The organism is Rhodanobacter sp. OK091 (assembly GCF_900142825.1).
GTDB lineage: Bacteria > Pseudomonadota > Gammaproteobacteria > Xanthomonadales > Rhodanobacteraceae > Rhodanobacter.
This window is the reverse complement of record NZ_FRCH01000001.1, coordinates 833132-853068: the sequence shown is the minus strand read 5'-3', so window position 1 is coordinate 853068 and position 19937 is coordinate 833132. Positions and strand designations below refer to the sequence as shown.

Below are 19937 nucleotides of genomic sequence, written 5' to 3'. Positions count from 1 at the left end.
CTCAGAAGTCCGGCCCGATCACCAGGTGCAGCTCGATACCGTGGGCGCGGCTGTCGTGGATCGGCGTACCCAGGTCGACGCGGATCATGCCGACCGGCGACAGCCAGCGAACGCCCAGTCCCGCGCCGATCTTCGGACGATAGTCGACACCGCTGAACGCATTGCCGGCATCGACGAATGCGGCCATGCCCCAGTTGCGCGTGAAGTAATGTTCGACCTCGGTACTGGCCACCAGCAGGCTCTTGCCGCCGATCACGCGGTCTTCGCTGTTGCGCGGACCGATCGACTGGTAGCCGTAGCCGCGCACCGAGCGGTCGCCACCGGCGAAGAAGCGCAACTGCGGGGGCAGTGCGGTGAAATCGTTGGTCCAGGTGTAGCCGGCGCTGCCGCGCAGGATCAGCCGGTTGCGCTTCTGCGCGCCGAACGCGCGTATCCATTTCGCGTCGGCGGTGAGCTGGCTGAAGCTGGCATCGGACAACAGCGTGCCGGCGGTACTGCTCGCGGTCAGGTTGATCGACCAGCCGCGGCGCGCAAACGTGGCGTTGTCGACCTGCTTACGCGACAGCGACGCCTCGCCGAATACCAGCGTGCTGCGGCCGTGCTCGATGCCTGGCGTGCTGTCCGGCTCGTTGCCGTGTTTGCCGACGGTGAACGTGCCGGACAGCGCGTGCACACCGAGCGTGCGTGTCCAGCCGTGCCACAGGCGGGTCTCGTTACCGACCAGCTCGAGCGTGCGCGACTGCGAAGTGGTGGTGTTCGCGTCACGGAAGTTCGCGCCGACGTTGAAGCTGCGCTGGTTGTCGCCGGGCATCGGGATCGAATACAGCGTGGACAGCGTCTTCAGCCGCTGCGCCACGACCAGCTCGTTCTTCCACTTGTGCCCGCGCCGGTTGACCCAGCGCCGCTCCATCCCCCCGCGCAGGCCGAAGCCGGTATCCGTGCCGATGAATGGGCCGCCGGTATAAATCGTGCGCTTGGCCGGCGCCAGCTGCACGGTGACGTCGACCACGCCGTTCTTCGCCTCGTCCGCGTCGGGCAGCACATTCACCACGGCAAAATAGTCCGCGCCGTTCAGCGCCTGCTGCAGCTCCAGCAGCTGATCCTGCGAGAAGTAGTCGCCGGACTTGAACGGCACGTAGCGGTCGAGGAAACCGTCGTTGAACTGCGAGCCCTCGAAATGCACCCGGCCGTAGCGATAGCGCGGGCCTGCCTGCCACGCCAGCTTGATCGAGGCGCTGTGGTCGGCGCGGGTCACCTCGACCCGATGGGTTAGCAGGCGGGCGTCGAGAAAACCATTGCCGGTGAGCTGTGCGCTCAGCGCGTCGCGGGCGGCATCGTAGGCGCCGTGGTCCAACGCTTTGCCCTTCAGCTGCTCGATCGCGCGCTGCGCGCGACGGATCGGGGCGATCCGGGCAGCCGTCTTGTCCAGTTGCACGTCGACGGCGGTGACCTTCACCGGCTCGCCGGGTTTCACGTGCAGCCCGACGCGCCAGTCCTTGCCGACCTGCTGCAGGTCGCCGGTGACAGTGGCTTCGTAGTAGCCGTACGGCTCCAGCGAGGATTTCGCCTGATCGCGCGCTCGCTCGTAGAGGCGGCGCATTTGCGCATCGCTGACATCACGGGTCGCGTATTGCGAAAGTTCGACGCCCGCGATCACCGCGCCTTTCAACGGGTCCGCCACGCCATCCACCGTCAGCTGCACGCCGGCCCGGGCCTGTGTCGACAACAGCACCAGCGGCAGTAACAGCAGGCTCAGGCGTCGGGGAATTCGGCGCATGCGTGGGGGTTCCGTCCTTGCGGGGGGCTTCACGGGGTGAGGGCAGCTTACCCAAGTCGATGTTGGCTGGGTATGAACGCGGCTGGTTACCTCGGTATCAGAACCTCGGAGTCAGAGCCAGAGCGTCATGCTTGATTTGCTGATGTCGCCGAGGCGACATCAGCCCGCCTTGTCGCCCGCCTTGTGGGCAATCCACGCGCCGATCACCGCCGATACATAGGGAATCGACTGCGCAGCGAGGATGAACATCCACAAGGTGCCCTCGATGTAGTGCGTGCCGTAGCTCAACGCCATGCCGACGATGCACAGCATCAGTGCCACGGCCATCAGCAGCTCTTCGCGCACCGGCGCGAATGCGGCGAAGTTGCTGCCGCCCAGGCGCCGGCTCTTGGCGGTGACCACGAACGACGTCTTCTCGCGGGTCAGGCCGTGCAGGATGCCGCGGGCGATCGCATGCGACAGGCCCATGCTGGCCAGCGACGCCATCAGCGTGTCGTACCAGCTGCACGGTACGCGTGCGCGGTACAGCACGATGCCGAAGATCGCTTTGGCGAAGAAGAAGCCGATCACCGGGATCAGGAACAGCTGCATCGGCAGACTGAAGTACTGCGGATAGGCCACCATGCCGGCGGTCCAGAACAGCGCCATCAACGTGAAGATCAGATGCAGCGCATCGGCGAACCAGCTGAACCAGCCGGTGAGGAAGTGGAAGCGCTGGCCGGCGCTGAGCGGACCCTTCTGGGTCATCCAGCTCCAACGGCCCTTGAGGATCTGCATCGCGCCGAACGCCCAGCGGTAACGCTGGCTCTTGTATGCCTTGAAGTCGGCCGGGGTCAGGCCCTTGCCCATCAGTTCATCGACGTAGACCAGCTCATAGCCGGAGTGCATCAGGCGTAGGCCCAGCTCGGCATCCTCGCAGATCGTCCATTCCGACCAGCCGCCGGTACCTTCCAGTGCGGTACGCCGGACCATCGTCATGGTGCCGTGCTGGATGATCGCGTTGCGCTCGTTGCGATGATGCATGCCGATGCGGAAGAAGCCGTCGTATTCCCATGCGGTCATCCGCCGGAATGCATTGTGCTCGAACTCGCGATGCGCCTGCGGGCACTGCACCACGGCCACTTTGGGGTCGTGGAAGTAGCCGGTGAGGGCGGCCAGCCAATCGGCGCGTACTTCGTAGTCGGCATCGATCACCGCCACCACGTCGGCCTGCGGGTCGGTTTCCTTCAGGCCGAAGTTCAGCGCGCCGGCCTTGTAGCCGGGCCACGGTTCCAGGTGGAAAAAGCGGAAGCGCTTGCCCAACTGTTCGCAATACGCCTGCACCGGCTTCCACACCGCCGGATCCTTGGTGTTGTTGTCGATCACCAGCACTTCGAAATTGGCGTAGTCGAGCGCCGCCAGCGAATCGAGCGTGATGATCACCATCTCCGGCGGCTCGTTGTAGCAGGCCAGATGGATCGACACGAACGGCTGCTTCTCCGGCGGATCGGGCGTGAGCATGCCGGCGTGGCGCATCCAGTCGCGCCGCCACAGCACCTCGGTGAACTCGAAGCCGTTGATCAGCAGGATCGCCAGGATCGCGATCTGGGCCGGGAACAGCAGCACCAGCATGGTCCAGTCGATCCAGCTCAGGTAGAAATTGAACGGCAGCGTGGCCGACCAGGTGATCAGGCCGCAGGCGAGCTGGATCAGCATGCAGAAGAACAGCCGTCCCATCAGCTTGAAGCGGCTGAAGCGGCGGGCGAAGAAGATCATCGGCAACAGCGCCAGCAGGCTCGCTGCGATGGCTTTCCACGGCCAGGCGGTGTCTTCCGTTACCGGACCGGTGAGCGGAAATTTCGGCTGGCGATCGGCGTTGAAGGTGCCCCAGTACGCTTCGGTGCGACCCGACAGTTGCTCCTTCCACGGCTGGTCGAACGCTTCCATCAGGTAGTAATCGATGTTGCGCTGCTTCGCCGCGAGCAGCCAATCGCGGATAAAGATCGCCTCGTTCGATATCGACGGATCGGCATGCTCGTGGCGGTCGCCGTTGGACGGCCAGCCGATCTCGCCGACCACGATGTGCTTGTAGGGAAAGCGCTGCTGCAGTGCCTGGTATGAGCCGAGTGCTGCGTTCAACGCTGGACTGCGTTGTGTTGGGTCGAGGGCATTCGTTACTGCAGGTATGCCATTCCAGAACGGAAAGATATGGATGGTGACGAAGTCGACATGGTCGGCCAGCTCGGGATACTTGAGCCAGATGTAGTCAGGCTCGGCGATCGACACCGGCTGGTGTATGGCGGCGCGCACGCGATCGAGGTAGACCATCATCTGCTCGGGCGTGAGTTCGCCGCGGAACAGCACCTCGTTGCCGACGATCACCCGCTTGATCGATCCGGGGAAATGACGCGCCATCGCGATCAGCGTGTCGATCTCCTTCTCGTTGTTCTCCATCCGGCGACTGATCTCGGCACCGGCCAGCACGTCCAGGCCATTCTTTTCGGCCAGCCGGTAGGTCTGCGGATTGACCTGCATCGAATAGGTGCGGATGTGATCGGAGTATTTCGCGATCAGTTTGAGATCGCGGTCGATCTCGTCGTCGCTGGGATAGTCCTGCTTGATCGGGTCCTGGTAGCGCTGGAACGCCGAGAACGCGAAGCCGCCGATCTTGCCGTGCCAGTCTTCCGGACCATGTGGCAGGTTGCCCCACCACCACAGCCCGATATTCATTGCGGCCACGACCAGGGCGAGCAAGATCGCGGTGAGCAGTGGATACCGACTGTTGTGGTTTGTTGCGGTGGCGCTCAAAAAAATCCCCGGAGGAAGCCTGCGCAACAGGCGGTGAAGCCTGAGGAGCTTAACCAATGCATGGCAGTAGGCTCAACAAGGATCGTCCGCCGCGGTCAGCGCAAGGTCAGCCCCGCTGGGAGATTCGACTTCCCGCAACCGTCCAGGTGCTCCGGTCACCGCATGGTCACGAAGCACGAAAAGCGGCCCCGCATGGCGATCCTGCCGTCTGATTTCGCGGGGCTCCGGGCGCGCCTACCTCAGCAGCGAGCGCAGCATCCACGCCGTCTTCTCGTGTTCCTTCAACCGCCCGGTGACCATGTCGGCGGTGCCTTCGTCGCCCACGGCATCGGCGGCCTTGATGGTGGCGCGGGCGGTGTGGGCGGCGATCTCGTGGCCCTCGACCAGCTGGTTCACCATCTCTTTCCACTCCGGCACGCCGGCTTCCTCCTTGATCGAGGTGAGCTTGCCGAACTGGCTGTAGGAGCCGGGAGCGAACACATCCAGCGTGCGGATGCGCTCGGCCACTTCGTCGGCGGCCAGCCACAGTTCGTTGTACTGGGTCTCGAACATGGCATGCAGACTGTTGAACTGCGGGCCGGTGACGTTCCAATGGAAGCTGTGCGTTTTCAGGTACAGCGAATAGGTGTCGGCCAGCAGCTTGGACAGATGCTTGGCGACCGCCTCGCGATCCTTTCTGGCGATACCGATGGAAATGGCCATGTGCTGCTCCTTCCGGGTGGGGATGTGATGGACGGACAGTAACGGCCCGACCGCTGGCGTGGAAATGAATCCTTCCGATGTTGTCGATAGCCGGAGGCTATCAAGTCGCCAGCGGCTATCATGTGCGGTCCGATGAACGACATTCGCCCACCCGACTCCTCCGCCGATCCGGGCCTGCGCCATCTGCGCAGGCAGCTGGATAAGGTTTCCAGTCGCGATTTCGGTCGCCTGCTGGGCCGCTGGCGTGCGCTGTCGCGCCGGCCGGACGAGAACAAGCTGGCGGTATTGCGCGCGGATATCGAGCGCTCGGCGGCGAAGCGCTGCGCCCGCGTCGCGGCGAAGCCGGCGATCAGCCTGGATGAATCACTGCCGATCAGTGCGCGCGGCGAGGACATCGTCAAGCTGATCCGCGAGCATCAAGTGGTGGTGATCGCCGGCGAGACCGGCTCGGGCAAGACCACCCAGTTGCCCAAGCTGTGTCTGGCCGCCGGTCGCGGCGAGGCGGGCATGATCGGGTGCACTCAGCCGCGCCGGCTGGCCGCGCGCTCGGTCGCCCGTCGCGTGGCCGAGGAGCTGGGTACGCAGGTCGGCGACATCGTCGGCTTCCAGGTCCGTTTCAGCGATCAGGTATCCGAGCGCAGCCTGATCAAGTTCATGACCGACGGCATCCTGCTGGCCGAGACACAGGGTGACCCATGGCTGAGCGCCTACGACACCATCATCATCGATGAGGCGCACGAGCGCAGCCTCAACATCGACTTCCTGCTGGGCTACCTGAAACAGCTGGCGTCGAAGCGGCCCGAGCTGAAGATCATCGTCACCTCGGCCACGATCGACACCGCGCGCTTCGCCGAGCATTTCGACGGCGCGCCCGTGGTGGAAGTGGAAGGGCGCGCGTATCCGGTAGAGCTGCGCTGGCGTTCGCTGGACGAAATCGCCGCGCGGCAGGGACGCAGCAAGGACATGCAGCAAGGTAGCGCCGAACACATCGCTGCCGTGCTCGATGAAATCAGCCACGACGATCCGCGCGGCGATGTGCTGATCTTCCTGCCCGGCGAGCGCGAGATTCGCGATGCGCACCAGCTGCTGTCGCGCCGGCAATACCGCGAGACCGAGATCATGCCCCTGTATGCGCGGCTCTCCGCCGGCGACCAGGATCGTGTGTTCAAACCCGGCATCAAGCGCCGCGTGGTGCTGGCCACTAACGTCGCCGAGACCTCGCTTACCGTGCCGCGCATCCGCTATGTGATCGACACCGGCACCGCACGGGTGAAGCGCTACAGCCAGCGCAGCCAGCTCGAGCGGCTGCATGTGGAGCCGATTTCGCAGGCCGCGGCCGATCAGCGCAAAGGCCGTTGCGGCAGAGTCGGGCCGGGTATCTGCTATCGCCTTTACGACGAAGCCGACTTCGCCGGTCGTGCCGCGTTCACCGATCCGGAACTGCTGCGTTCGTCGCTGGCCAACGTGATCCTGCGCATGCTGGCGCTGCAGCTGGGTGACGTGGAAGCGTTCCCGTTTCTGGAGGCGCCGGACCCGCGCGTGGTGGCGGATGGCTACCGACGTCTCGCCGAGATTTCCGCGATCGACGATGGGCGCAAGCTCACCGCGATCGGCCGCACGCTGGCGCGACTGCCGATCGATGTGCAGCTGGCACGCATGCTGGTCGAGGGCGAGAAGCTGCACTCGCTGCGCGAGCTGCTCACCATCGTGTCGTTCCTCAGCATCCAGGATCCGCGCGAGCGTCCGTCGGATGCGCGCCAGCAGGCCGACGCGGCGCATGCCGCGTTCACCGATCCGAAATCCGATTTCGTCGGCGTGCTGAACCTGTGGCATGCCTACCACGACGCCCACGAGGAGCTGACCCAGTCGAAACTGCGCGACTGGTGTTCGCGGCATTTCCTCAGCTTCATGCGCATGCGCGAGTGGCGCGAGCTGCATAGGCAGTTGCTGCTGGTGGTGGCGGAGCTGGGCTGGAAGCTTGACGCTCTTTCCCCCTCTCCCCTGCGGGGAGAGGGCTGGGGTGAGGGGTCAACCTCGCGAAGCAGCGAGAAGAACAAGCGCGCTTCGCTTGCGCATTCCCGCGAGCACCCACCCCTCACCCCGACCCTCCTTCTCCCGCAAGGGGACTCCCTTCGGCTACCAGCGGGGAGAGGGGGCGGCAGCGAGACCGATCGTCTCTACGAATCGGTACACCGCGCCCTGCTCGCCGGCCTGCCGACCCAGGTCGGCCGCAAGGACGAAAAGGGCGTGTACCAGAGCACGCGCGAGCGCAAGTTCCAGGTCTTCCCCGGCTCGGCGCTGGCGAAGGTGCCGCCGAACTGGATCTTCTCCGCGCAGATCCTCGATGTGGGTGGACGCGTATGGGGCATGATGAACGCCCGGGTGGAGCCGCTGTGGATCGAGCAGCAGGCGGCGCACCTCCTGCGCATGAGTTGCCGCGATGCGCACTGGTCGAAGAAGCGCGGCTGCGTGGTTGCGTACGAGCAGGTCAGCCTGTTCGGCCTGGTGCTGGTGGAAAAGCGGCCGGTCACTTTCCAGCAGCAGGATCCGGCGCTGGCGCACGCCATCTTCCTGCGCGAGGCGCTGACCCGTGGCGACATCGATAGCAGGGCCGATTTCGTGCGGGCGAACCAACGTGTGCTGGAAGAGGCGCTCGGCATCGAGGCGAAGCAGCGTCGCGAAGGACTGATCCGTCATGAGGACGATCTGGTCGCGTTCTTCGAAGGCAAGTTGCCCGAAGAGATCGCCAGCAGCCGTGCGTTGGACGCGTGGTACCGCAAGGCGCGGCCGGCAGAGCAGGCGGCGCTGCGCTGGTCGCTGGGCGATGTGATGGTCGGCGGCGCGGGGCTGGATGCCAAGGCGTTTCCAGCATCGTTGGAGATCCCACCACAACGCTACCGGCTGGAATACCGCTTCGTACCCGGAGACGAGGCCGACGGCGTGACCTTGCATCTGCCGTTGGCGATGTTGAACGCGCTCCCCGCCGCTCGCTGCGAATGGCTGGTGCCCGGCTTGCTGGGCGAGAAGGTGGCCGAACTGATCCGCGGCCTGCCCAAGGCACTGCGCCGCAACTTCGTACCGGCGCCGGATTTCGCCCGCGCCTTCGTCGAGGCCGAAGCGCCGCGCGACGAGCCGCTGGCGAAGGCGTTGGCGACGTTCCTCAGACGGGCCACCGGCGTCGACATCGCCGCGACCGAATTTGCTGCAGTCGAACTGCCAGCGCATTTCCGCATGCGTTATCGATTGCACGACGGGGATACTTCATCGGCGCCGGGAAAGACGCTTGCCAGCGGCCGCGATCTCGCCGCGTTGCGCGGGCAGTGGGAGGGCCAGGCGCGCGAGGCGTTCTCGCGCAAGACCGACATCGAACTGACCCGCGAGGACATGACCGGCTGGGACTTCGAGGAGATCCCCGCACAGGTGCGTTCCAACGGCGGGCTCACTGCGTTCCCTGCGCTGGTCGACCTGGGCGAAACGGTGGCGTTGCGCGTATTCGAACGCAGCGACGAGGCGCGCGCGGCACACCGGCAGGGCGTGGTGCGATTGCTGCGCAATGCGTTGGCCAGCGACGCGAAACAGGCGCGCCGGCGCCTGCCGATCGGCAATGCGCTGGCCCTGAAATACGCACCGCTGGGTGGGGTCGATGGCCTGCGCGAGGATCTGCTCGAAGGCGGCTTCGCCGACCTGCTCGAACGGCATGACCTGGATGTGCGTACCGCCGGAGCGTTCGAGAAGCTGCGCACGCAGTTTTCGCGCGAACTGTTCGGCGCCGGCGTCGAGCGGCTGAAGCTGGCCGAGCCGATCATCGAGGCACAGGCCGAACTCAAACCCTGGCTGCAGCCGCCGCTGCTCGGCTTCGCCCGCGCCAGCTATGACGACCTGCGCGAGCAGTTCGATGCGCTGCTGACGCCGGGCTTTTTGCGCGAACTGCCGGCGACACGGCTGGCGCATTACCCGCGTTACCTCAAGGCGATGCGCTTGCGCGGCGAGCGGCTGCGCCAGGACCCGGCGAAGGACCAGCAACGGATGCTGCAGGTCATGCCGTACTGGCGCGCCTACCTGCAGCACCGTGCCGCCGACGGCGATGCGGCCGCGCTGGCCGAACTGCGTTGGCTGATCGAGGAATGGCGCGTGTCGCTGTTCGCGCAGGAACTGAAGACGGCCGAGCCGGTCTCCGCGAAACGGCTGTCCAAGGCGCTGGCGGCGCTGGACTGAGCGGAAGCGCGCGGCGAAACCGCGCTCGGCGACACGCGGTCTGCGCTGAGAATGTAGCGGCACTGCGGCTACTATGGACGCTTGCAACCGGACACGTTTCTGATGACCTCGCCTGTCAAAACCACCAGCTTGCAGCACTGGCGCGACCGCGCCGGCGCACTGCCGCCGGTGCTGGCCGAGGCATTGCAGGCTTGCACGACGCATCCTGTTCCCGAAGCCGAGTGCAGCGACGTGCTGGATCTGCTCGGCATGCTCGGCTGCGATGCGCAGACGCAGGCGTCGGCCTTGTGGTTCGAGCTGGCACGGGTCGATCCGGCACTATGGAAGACGCAGGCTGCGAAGTTGCCGGCGGAACTGCAGCGGCTGGTCGGTGGACAGCAGGCGGCCGAACAGGTCTGGGCACTGCATGCGCAGCGGGCGCCGGAAGGCGCGGCCGAAGGCTTGCGCCGCCTGTTGCTGGCGATCGTGCGCGACCTGCGGGTGGTGTTCGTGTTGCTGGCGAGGCAGCTGGCGCGCATGCGCGCCGCATCGTCGCTGCCGGCGGAGCAGGCTGCCGCGCTGGCGCGGCTGACCCGCGACATCCATGCGCCGCTGGCGAACCGGCTCGGCATCTGGCAGCTGAAGTGGGAGCTGGAAGACCTGGCGTTCCGGTTCCTGCAGCCGGAAACCTACCGCCGCATCGCCAAGCTCCTCGACGAGCGGCGCAGCGATCGCGAGAGTTTCATCCGCGAATCGCTGGACGAGTTGCAGCGCTCGCTCGCCGCCGCCGGCATCCATGCCGAGCTGGCGGGGCGGCCCAAGCACATCTATTCGATCTGGAAGAAGATGCAGCGCAAGTCGCTGGACTTCTCCGACATGTACGACATCCGCGCGGTGCGCGTGCTGGTCGACAACATCACCGACTGCTACGCCTCGCTGGGCGTGGTGCATGCGCGCTGGCCGCATCTGCCGGGCGAGTTCGACGACTACATCGCGCGGCCCAAGGCGAACGGCTATCAGTCGCTGCACACTGCCGTGCTTGGGCCTGAGGGCAAGACGCTGGAAGTGCAGATCCGCACGCACGAGATGCATCGTGCGAACGAACTGGGCGTGGCTGCGCATTGGCGCTACAAAGAGGGCGGCAGCAGCGATGCCGAGTTCGAGGCGAAGATCGCCTGGATGCGCAAGCTGCTGGAGCCGCGCGGCGATGACGACAGCGCGTTGGCCGCCGAGTTGCACACCGAGCTGCTGGAAGACCGCGTCTACCTGCTGACGCCCAAGGGCGAGGTGTTCGATCTGGCGCGCGGTTCGACCGTGCTGGACTTTGCCTATCTGGTGCATACCGAAGTCGGCCATCGCTGCCGCGGCGCCAAGGTCAACGGCCGCATCGTGCCGCTGACGTTCCAGCCGCAGAGCGGCGATCGGGTGGAAATCCTCACGACCAAGCTGGGCGAGCCCAGCCGCGACTGGCTGTCGCCGCACCACGGCTATCTCAATACCTCGCGGGCGAAGGACAAGGTGCGCGCGTGGTTTCGCCGGATCGCCCACGACGCGAACCTCACGGTCGGCCACAGCATGTTCGAGCGCGAGCTTAAGCGGCTGGGGTTGTCGGGCGCGGACGTGACCAAGCTGCCTGCGCAATTCCACCTGCAGACCCACGACGAGTTGCTGATCGCGCTGGCATTGGGCGAGATCACGCCCGGCCAGATCGCGCGCGTGGTGCAGGAAGCCGCACAGCCGCCGGCTCCGCCGCCACCGGTGACTGCGCGGCCGGTCACGCTCGATCACAGCGCGCTCAGCATCGAGGGCATCGGCAATCTGCTGACCACACTGGCGCGCTGTTGCCAGCCGCTGCCCGGCGATCCGGTGCGCGGCTTCATCACCAAGGGGCGTGGCGTATCGGTGCACCGTGCCGATTGCGGCAGCCTGGCAAGGCTGGCGCGACGCGATCCGGACCGGGTGATCGAGGTGAGCTGGGGCAGCGCCGCCAGCCAGGCCTACGAGGTCGACATCGAGCTGCGCGGCTACGATCGCAAGGGCTTGCAGAAGGACGTCACCAGCGTGATCAGCAATGCCGGCACGCACATTATCGTCTCCGCCAGTCGGCTGTTCGCGCATACCGGCGAGGTGGAAATGCGCTTTACCCTGCGCGTGCGCGACTTCGAGCAGCTGTCGACCCTGCTCGGCAAACTGCTGGCGTTGCCGAATGTGATCGATGTGCGACGGGTCGGCGTCGGCTGAATGACCGCGCAATGCCCGCGCATCGGCGGGACGGCGGCTGTCGGCCCGATGTTAAGCTGCAGCGACAGCCTGCGCAGCCACGGATCATGAGCGGACGCCGAGACCAGCACGACGCACATCCACCCACCCGCACCGAGCCCACCCTGGGTGATCTCGGCCGTCTGGATGTGCCGCCCGCACCTTCTACCGATGGCCTGCCGCAGATGTCGGCCGAGCCGCGCCGTTCGCGTACGAATACGCGTGCGGATGCTGACGAGCCCGAACCTCGCCGCTACCGCCGGCGCAGCAGAAGGACTCCGTTGTTGCTTCTGCTGGCGATTGCCGCGATCGCTGCGCTCTGGCTCGGCCAGAACCGCTTGCGCGGCATGCTGCCACGCACCGACTTCAACACGGTGCTGGCGCAGGCCCAGCAGGCCTTGCAGGAGGGGCGTCTGGACGGCCAGAACGGCACCAGCGCGCGCGAACTGTTCCAGGCTGCGGCGGCGCTGGAGCCGGACAATGACCGTGCCCGAGAGGGTTTGCGCCAGGTCGGCCAGGCAGAGCTGGCGCAAGCCGATGCCGCGTTGCAGGCTGGTCATCTCGATCAGGCCACGCAGCAGGCGGCGGCGGCTCGCGAACTGCTCGGCGGAGGCAGCGACATCGACCGGCTCGATCGCGCGATCAGCCGTGCCCATGCGCCGCAGGTGCAGACGGTGGACCTGGTCGACCAGGCCAAGCAGGCGCTGGCTGCAGGCAAACTGGATGGCCCCGATGGAGCAGGTGCGCTGTACCAGCGCGTGTTGCGCGCCGATCCAGGCAATGCGGTGGCGGCACACGGACTCGATCAAGTCGGCGCTGCGCTCGCGGTTCAGGCGCGCAAGGCATTCGATGCGAAGGATACCGACGCAGCGAATGCGAGTATCGAGCAACTCGCCGCCTTGCAGCCGAACAATGGTGCGTTGCCGGCGCTGCGCGCGTTGCAGGCGCAGACACGCAAGCAGGACAACAGCGCGCTGGAAGCGGTCCTCAAGCAAGGCCAGGACGCGTTGCGCGCCGGCCGCATCGGTGGCGACGGCGACGACACCGCGCTGGCCCATTTCCAGGCCGCCCTCAAGCTCGATCCGGACAATGCGGAGGCCAAGGCCGGCCTCGGCAAGGTGGCGCAGGCGATGACGGTGCAGGCGAGCGCCGCGATCGATGCCGGCGATACCGCGCAGGCGGCGAAGCTGCTCGACCAGGCCGCCGAGCTGGCGCCGAAGTCGGCCGATCTGGCCGCTACGCGCGCACGCTTGAAGAGTGCGCCGTCGCAGCCAGCCGCGGCTCCGGCCGAAAAAGACAGCGAGGCGCCCCCCGCGCCGGTGGTGCTGTCGCCAGAGCAAAATGCGGCGGTGGCGCGACTGGTGCAGCGTGCGCAGGTGGCCACGAAGAACGGCGACATCATGATGCCGCCCGGCGACAGCGCGTACGACCTGTATCGCAGCGCGCTGGCGATCGACGGCAACAACGACGCGGCGATGCGCGGGCTGCAAGCCTTGCCCGGCCAGGTCGAGCTGCAGTTCAACCAGGCACTGGCCGCCGGCAAGCTGAAGCAGGCCGACGACATGCTGGCGAACCTGGCCGAGCTGGCGCCGGGCGATGCAGTGCAAAATGCACTGAGCGATCGACTGACCAGCGCTTGGCTCGACCAGGCCGAGCAGCAGCTGTCGCGTGGCGACAACGTCGATGCCGCCCAGTCGCTGGCTCATGCCCGCAAGCTGTCACCGAATCACCCGCGCGTACTCGATCTGACTGCCCGATTGCAGGGCAATCGATGAGCGCTGCATGACGGTACTGGTGTTCGGCGGCAGCAGCCAGATTGGCCACTTCCTGATGCCACGGCTGCTGGCCAGTGGTGAACCGGTGCTGGCGGTGAGCCGGCGTCCGCGGCTCGCGCAAGCCGGGGTGAGCTGGCTGCAGGGCGCACTGCCCGCCGACGTGCCGGCGATGCCCCCGTTGTCGGCGATCGTCAGTTTCGGTCCCCTGCAGGGTCTGGCCGACTGGTTGGCGCAGACCCGTTTGAGCGATGCGCCGCGGGTGATCGCCACCAGTTCGATGAGTGCCGAAACCAAACGCGACTCCAGCGTGCCGGCCGAGCGCAAGATATCGCGACAGTTGCGCGATGGCGAAGCCGCGCTGGCCGCGGCATGTGCCCGTCACGGCTGCGCCTGGACCGTGCTGCGGCCGACCCTGGTTTACGGTGCCGGACTCGACAAGAGCCTAACTCCGATCGCCCGCCGCGCGATGCGCACGCACCTGTTCCCCTTGCCGGCCGGCCGCGGCCTGCGCCAGCCGGTGCATGCGGACGATATTGCGCAGGCAGTCATGGCGGCGCTGGATTGCGCGGCAACGTCCGGCCGGATTCTGCCGATCGGCGGCGGCGAACGCCTGCCGGCTGGCGAGATGTTCGCGCGCGTGCGCAGCAGCCTGCCGCAGGCCACCGTGCCAGTGCCGCTGCCGGCGTGGCTGTTGCAGATGGCCCGGCTCGTGCTGCCGCCGTTGCGCGGACCGCTGAGCCGGCTGGACAGCGACCTGATCGCCGACAACGGCGAATTGCAGCGGCTGCTCGGGATCCGCCCCCGGCCGTTTCGGCCGGAAGCCTCGATGTGGATACCATCCCTGTAGGAGCGCACCTTGTGCGCGATGCTGTTCGCTCTGATCGACATCAGAGCATCGCGCACAAGGTGCGCTCCTACAGGCCAGCCGGCACACATTGCCCGCGTCTGGCCATGAAACCGGCCCACGCGTTCATATGCGCGCCGGGTAGCAGGCCCTATGATCGAACCACTTGATTGCCGGATTTTCCCACGTTGGACTTCTTGAATCGTCTTCGTTCGCTCGCGCGCCGCTGCTGGCCGTGGCTGCGCATCCCGTTCTGGATCGGCATGGGCTTGTTGTTTGGCTTCGTGCTGCCGTACACGCTGGTGCTGAACAAGCGCGTGCAGGACCGCTTCAACGATCTGGTGTTCGCCGTACCGACCCGGGTCTACGCGCGACCGCTGCCGCTGGCCCCCGACATGCCGATGACGCCGGCCGCGCTGGAGCTGGAACTGACCTTCGCCGGTTACAGCAACGACGGCCACGGCCAGGTTGCCGGCAGCTGGGCGAAGCAGGGCGCGCGCTACACGATCACCTCGCGCGGTTACGCCGGCCCCGACGGTGGGGAGTTGCCCAAGCGCATTCGCGTCACTTTCGGCAAGGGCACCGTGCAGTCGGTGCAGGACGCCGCCAGCGACAAGAAGATCGAGCTGGCGCATCTGGATCCGGCGCGCATCGCCACGCTGTACGGCGCCAGCCAGGAAGAGCGCCGCTTCGTGCATCTGGCCGACGTACCGCCGCTGCTGCTTAGCGGTCTGCAAGCGGTCGAGGATCGCGATTTCAAGCATCACATCGGCATCGACTTCAGCGCGATCCTGCGTGCCGCGTTCGCCAACCTGCGCGCCGGGCACACCGTGCAAGGCGGTTCCACGTTGACCCAGCAACTGGTGCGCAACCTGTTCCTGAGCCGCGACCAGAACTTCACGCGCAAGATCAACGAAGCGCTGATGTCGCTGCTGCTGGAGGCGCATTACAGCAAGGGCCGGATTCTCGAGGCGTATGTCAACGATGTCTTCCTCGGTCAGCAAGGCGGCCAGGCGGTGCACGGTTTTGCGGCAGCGTCCGAGTTCTACTTCGGGCGCCGGCTGGAGGATCTGCGCCCGCAGGAGATCGCGGTGCTGGTCGGCATGGTGAAGGGGCCGAGTTATTACGATCCGCGCCGTTCGCCGGAGCGTGCGCTGACCCGGCGCAACCTGGTGCTGCAGGAGTTCGCCAGCACCGGCCTGCTCAGCGCTGCCCAGCTCAGCGCCGCGCAGGCCGCGCCGCTGGATATCGTCAGCAACGGCCAGTTGCCGCACAACCGCTTCCCCGCCTTCATGCAGCTGGTGCGCACCCAGATCACCGCCGACTTCGACGATGAGACCTTGAGCCAAGGCAATCTGTCGGTATTCACCACGCTCGACCCGGCCGCACAGCTCTACACCGAGCAGGCGATCGAAGAAACCATGAAGAGCCTCGGCAAGCGCGCCGATCCGCTGCAGGCGGCGGCGGTGGTGACCAATGCCCAGACCGGCAGCGTGCTCGCTGTGGTGGGCAGCAGGAATCCCGGCGAACAGGGCTTCAATCGTGCGCTCGACGCGCGTCGGCCGATCGGTTCCACCATCAAGCCGTTCGTCTATCTCGTCGCGTTGACCCAACCCGAACGGTGGAACCTCGCCAGTCTGCTCGACGACAGTCCGATCAGCATGCGCCAGCCGGACGGCAGCATGTGGACGCCGCAGAACGACGACAACCAGAGCCACGGCCAACTGCCGATGGTCGACGCGCTGGCCAAGTCGTGGAACCTCGCGACCATCCATCTCGGTCTGCAGGTGGGGTTGCCGCGGATCAAGGCATTCCTCGAATCGTTCGGCCTCGCCGACGTCAATCCGAGTCCGTCGCTGCTGATCGGTGCGGTCGACCTGGCGCCGCTGCAACTGGCGCAGCTCTATCAATATATCGCGGCCGACGGCCATGCCCTGCCGCTCGTCGCGGTGCGCGGCGTGGTCGACGGCAACGGCCGCACGATCAAGCGCTACCAGGTGCAGGGCGGCAGCGGCGAATACCAGGAAGCGGTGCGGCTGACCACGTGGGCCATGCAGCAGGTGGCGCTTTACGGCACCGCCAGTTCGATCGGCAATTCCGGACTGGCGTGGCTGCATACCGCCGGCAAGACCGGCACCAGCAACGACACCCGCGACAGCTGGTTCGCCGGCTTCACCGGCGAACATCTGGCGGTGTTCTGGATGGGGCGCGACGACAACAAGTCGACCGGCCTGTTCGGCGCTACCGGTGCGCTGCGCGCCTGGCGCGACCTGTTCGCCAAGCTGCCCACTCAGCCACTGTCCACGGCACCGGCCGACGGCCTGGAGATGGCCTGGATCAACCCGAACGACGGCAAGCGCACTGAGCCGCAGTGCGAAGGCGCGCGGCAGTTTCCCGTCATTGCAGGCACCTTGTCGAGCGATAGCGAAGGCTGCTTCTGGCAAGGCGTACAAAATCTATTTGGCGGCGGCGGTCATCCCGCGTCCGCCAGCAGCGCCGCGCCTGGCGCTACCGATACCCCCATCCGGAATTGATCATCATGTCGCATTCGTTCAAACACTTTTTCGTACCGCCCTTCCTGCTGGCTGCCGCACTGCTCGGTGGCTGCAGTCTGTTCGAGTCGGCGCCGACACCGGCCAAATCGACCGTAGTGCCCGATCACGACATGATCGGGGCGATCCGTGCCGCCGGCGATCGCGAGAAATCCGTCATCGACGTCAACCCGTTGCGTGACCCCGGCGTCGCCTCTTTGCAGGACATGGCGAAGAACGACGAACAGGCCGGCCGCTACGCGGATGCCGCGGGCAAGCTCGACCAGGCGCTCAAGATCAGGTCGGATTCGCCCGACATGTTGCAGGATCGCGCCGAGATTGCGATACGCATGAGGGACTTCGCCACGGCCGAAAAACTCGCGCACCAGTCGTGGTCGCTCGGTCCCAAGCTCGGCCCGCTGTGCGCACGCAACTGGCAGACCATCGTCGAGATGCGCCTGCAGGCCGGCGACGCCGCCGGCGCCGACACCGCGCGCAAGGGAGTGCAGGCGTGCCACAAGGCGGGGATATCGCGCTACTGAGCGGACGACGAGTACTGCGGAACAGCGCGACCGGCAGCATCGCGGTTTTGCCGCACGCCGACGCTCCGCCATACTTGCTGGATGACCGCCATCGATGACACCGAGTCCGACGACATCGGCGCCCTGCTCGGTGCCGATGGCCCGTTCGCGCGCGAGCTGCCGAACTTCGCGCCGCGGCTGGCGCAGCAGGCGATGGCGCTGGCGGTGCAGCAGGCGATCGCGGGGCGCGACACGCTGATCGCCGAGGCCGGCACTGGCACCGGCAAGACCTTCGCCTACCTGGTGCCGGCGTTGCTGTCGGGCGAGCGGGTGATCATTTCCACCGGCACCAAGACGCTGCAGGACCAGCTGTACTTCCGCGATCTTCCGAAGGTGCGTTCGGTGCTCGGAGCGCGCCTGAAGACGGCGCTGCTGAAAGGGCGCGCGAATTACCTGTGCTTGTACCGGCTCGATCAGACCGTGCGCGAAGGCGCCACGTTCGAGCGTGCGCAGGCGGCTCAGCTGGCGACGATCCGCGCGTGGTCGGCGCGCACGCGGCGCGGGGACCGCATGGAGCTGGCCGAAGTGCCGGAAGAATCGCCGCTGTGGCCGCGCGTTACCTCGACGCCGGAGAATTGTCTCGGCGTGGAGTGCCCGTTCTTCGACGGCTGCCATGTAGTGAAGGCGCGCCGCGAAGCGCTGGAGGCCGACGTGGTGGTGGTCAATCATCATCTGCTGTTCGCCGATCTGGCGCTGAAGCAGGAAGGCTTCGGGGAAATCCTGCCGGGCGCGGCGGCGTTCATTCTCGATGAGGCGCACCAGATCCCCGAGCTGGCCGGGCAATTCTTCTCGCAGAGCATCAGCGCACGCCAGTTGACCGAGCTGGCACAGGATGCGTTGACCGAATGCAACGGCATCACCGGCGCGATCGGCCTGTTGCTGGAGCCGGTGGAGGCGCTGCAGGATGCGTTGCGCAAGCTGCGTCTTGCGATGGATGTATTGCCGGCGCGCGGCGCGTTCCAGCAACTGCAGGATCGGGCCGACGTGCGCGGGTCGCTGCATGATCTGCGCGAGCTGCTGGCTACGCTGGCCGAACTGCTGGCTTCGCAGGCCGAGCGCTCGCGCGGCATGACGAACCTGCATGAGCGTGCCGACCTGTTCGTCGAACGGCTGGACCGTATCGTGGAAGGCGAAGGAGGTCATGACCACGACGTGCGCTGGTACGAAACCTTTCCGCGCGGCTTTGCGCTGTACGCCACGCCGCTGGATCTGGCGGTGCCGATGCGTGACCTGCGCGAGCGCACACATGCCGCGTGGATCCACACCTCGGCCACGCTTTCGGTAGCCGGCAACTTCGATCACTTCGCGCGTCAGCTCGGACTGGATGATCCGCAGACCTTGAGCCTGGAAAGTCCGTTTGACTATGCGCGGCAGGGCATGTGCTATTTGCCGGCGGGCCTGTCCGATCCTAACGCTCGCGATTACACCGAACAGGTGATCGAAGCCGTGCTGCCGGTGCTGCATGCCTCGAACGGGCGCGCGTTCCTGCTGTTCACTTCGCATCGTGCGTTGCGTCGCGCCGCCGAACTGCTGCAAGACAAGGTGCCGTGGCCGTTGTTCGTGCAGGGCACCGCGCCGCGGCCGCGCCTGCTGGAGGAGTTCCGCGCCAGCGGGCACGGCGTGCTGCTCGGTGCGGCCAGTTTCTGGGAGGGCGTCGACGTGGTCGGCGAAGCGCTCAGCGTGGTGGTGATCGACAAGCTGCCGTTCGCCGCACCGGACGATCCGGTGCTGATGGCGCGGCTGGAGGCGCTTGAGCACTCCGGCATCAATCCTTTCATGGGCTGGCAGGTGCCCAGCGCGGTGATCGCGCTGAAGCAGGGCGCTGGCCGCCTGATACGCGACGTGCACGACCGCGGCGTGCTGGTCTTGTGCGATCCGCGGCTCACCACCAAGGGCTACGGCAAGCTGTTCCTGGCCAGCCTGCCACCCATGCCGCGCACACGCGAGCTGGCCGATGTGCGAGCATTCTTCGAGGATGCAAAAACCGTGGCTGCCGGAAACATCCTGTAGGGGCCCGCTGGCGGGCGATGTTCCTGCGGGTCGACGAACAGCATCGCGGCTGAAGCCGCTCCCACAAAATCGGCACGTGCAGCGAGGCAAGCGATGGCCAAGGCAATCGGGCTGGGCGGGATCTTCTTCAAGTCGCGCGACCCTGCCGCACTTGGCGCGTGGTACGCGGAGCATCTGGGCCTGCATCTCGAAGACTGGGGCGGCGTGCGCTTCGACGAGGAGGCAGCGCGTCCGGGCTTCACATTGTGGGCGCCGTTCGCCGCGGACACCGATTACTTCGGGCCTGGCACACAGCCTTACATGATCAATTTTCGCGTGGACGATCTCGATGCGCTGCTGGCGCAACTGCGCGCTGCCGGCGTTACGGTGGACGAGCGCACCGATATCAGCGAACTCGGCCGCTTTGGATGGATCCTGGATCCGGAAGGCACGCGGATCGAGCTGTGGCAGCCACCGGCATAGCGGCAGTTTCGACAC

11 protein-coding genes are annotated in these 19937 nt (G+C 66.3%); 8 read left to right on the top strand and 3 right to left on the bottom strand.

From position 1 onward, the window contains the following. Nucleotide 1: 1 nt before the first annotated feature. The 3 genes from BUA26_RS04135 to BUA26_RS04125 form a co-directional block, all read right to left on the bottom strand. On the bottom strand, nucleotides 2–1777 hold the full coding sequence (locus BUA26_RS04135; protein ID WP_072758136.1) for an autotransporter assembly complex protein TamA: 1776 nt from the start codon (nucleotides 1775–1777) through the stop codon (nucleotides 2–4). 159 nt (nucleotides 1778–1936) lie between these two features. After that, nucleotides 1937–4564, bottom strand: coding sequence for a glycosyltransferase (locus BUA26_RS04130; RefSeq protein WP_072758134.1), 2628 nt, complete (start codon nucleotides 4562–4564; stop codon nucleotides 1937–1939). 234 nt (nucleotides 4565–4798) lie between these two features. After that, nucleotides 4799–5266 carry a Dps family protein gene (locus BUA26_RS04125; RefSeq protein WP_072758131.1) on the bottom strand — a complete coding sequence of 156 codons (468 nt, stop codon included), beginning with the start codon at nucleotides 5264–5266 and terminating at the stop codon, nucleotides 4799–4801. A 132-nt stretch (nucleotides 5267–5398) separates the two neighbouring features. On the opposite strand from BUA26_RS04125, the gene hrpA reads away from it, so the two are divergent. From hrpA to BUA26_RS04085, 8 genes are all read left to right on the top strand, one after another. Continuing rightward, nucleotides 5399–9481 (top strand): ATP-dependent RNA helicase HrpA, encoded by a 4083-nt coding sequence (gene hrpA, locus BUA26_RS04120; RefSeq protein WP_072760010.1) that lies wholly within the window; start codon nucleotides 5399–5401, stop codon nucleotides 9479–9481. Nucleotides 9482–9583: 102 nt separating this feature from the next. After that, complete coding sequence (locus BUA26_RS04115) at nucleotides 9584–11701, top strand: RelA/SpoT family protein (protein WP_072758129.1); 2118 nt, start codon at nucleotides 9584–9586, stop codon at nucleotides 11699–11701. Between the two features lie 86 nt (nucleotides 11702–11787). Then, nucleotides 11788–13494 (top strand): tetratricopeptide repeat protein, encoded by a 1707-nt coding sequence (locus tag BUA26_RS04110; protein WP_072758127.1) that lies wholly within the window; start codon nucleotides 11788–11790, stop codon nucleotides 13492–13494. 7 nt (nucleotides 13495–13501) lie between these two features. Then, complete coding sequence (locus tag BUA26_RS04105; RefSeq protein WP_072758125.1) at nucleotides 13502–14341, top strand: SDR family oxidoreductase; 840 nt, start codon at nucleotides 13502–13504, stop codon at nucleotides 14339–14341. Nucleotides 14342–14526: 185 nt separating this feature from the next. Continuing rightward, nucleotides 14527–16872, top strand: a complete 2346-nt coding sequence (gene mrcB / locus BUA26_RS04100) for a penicillin-binding protein 1B (RefSeq protein WP_072758123.1) — start codon at nucleotides 14527–14529, stop codon at nucleotides 16870–16872. Nucleotides 16873–16877: 5 nt separating this feature from the next. Further along, a complete protein-coding gene (locus BUA26_RS04095; protein ID WP_072760009.1) occupies nucleotides 16878–17411 on the top strand; it encodes a tetratricopeptide repeat protein in 534 nt (177 codons plus the stop codon). 81 nt (nucleotides 17412–17492) lie between these two features. Further along, on the top strand, nucleotides 17493–19460 hold the full coding sequence (locus tag BUA26_RS04090) for a DNA repair helicase YoaA (protein WP_072758120.1): 1968 nt from the start codon (nucleotides 17493–17495) through the stop codon (nucleotides 19458–19460). A 93-nt stretch (nucleotides 19461–19553) separates the two neighbouring features. Then, the gene (locus BUA26_RS04085) at nucleotides 19554–19922 is read left to right on the top strand and encodes a VOC family protein (protein ID WP_072758118.1); all 369 of its coding nucleotides are present in this window, start codon (nucleotides 19554–19556) and stop codon (nucleotides 19920–19922) included. Nucleotides 19923–19937: the final 15 nt, after the last annotated feature.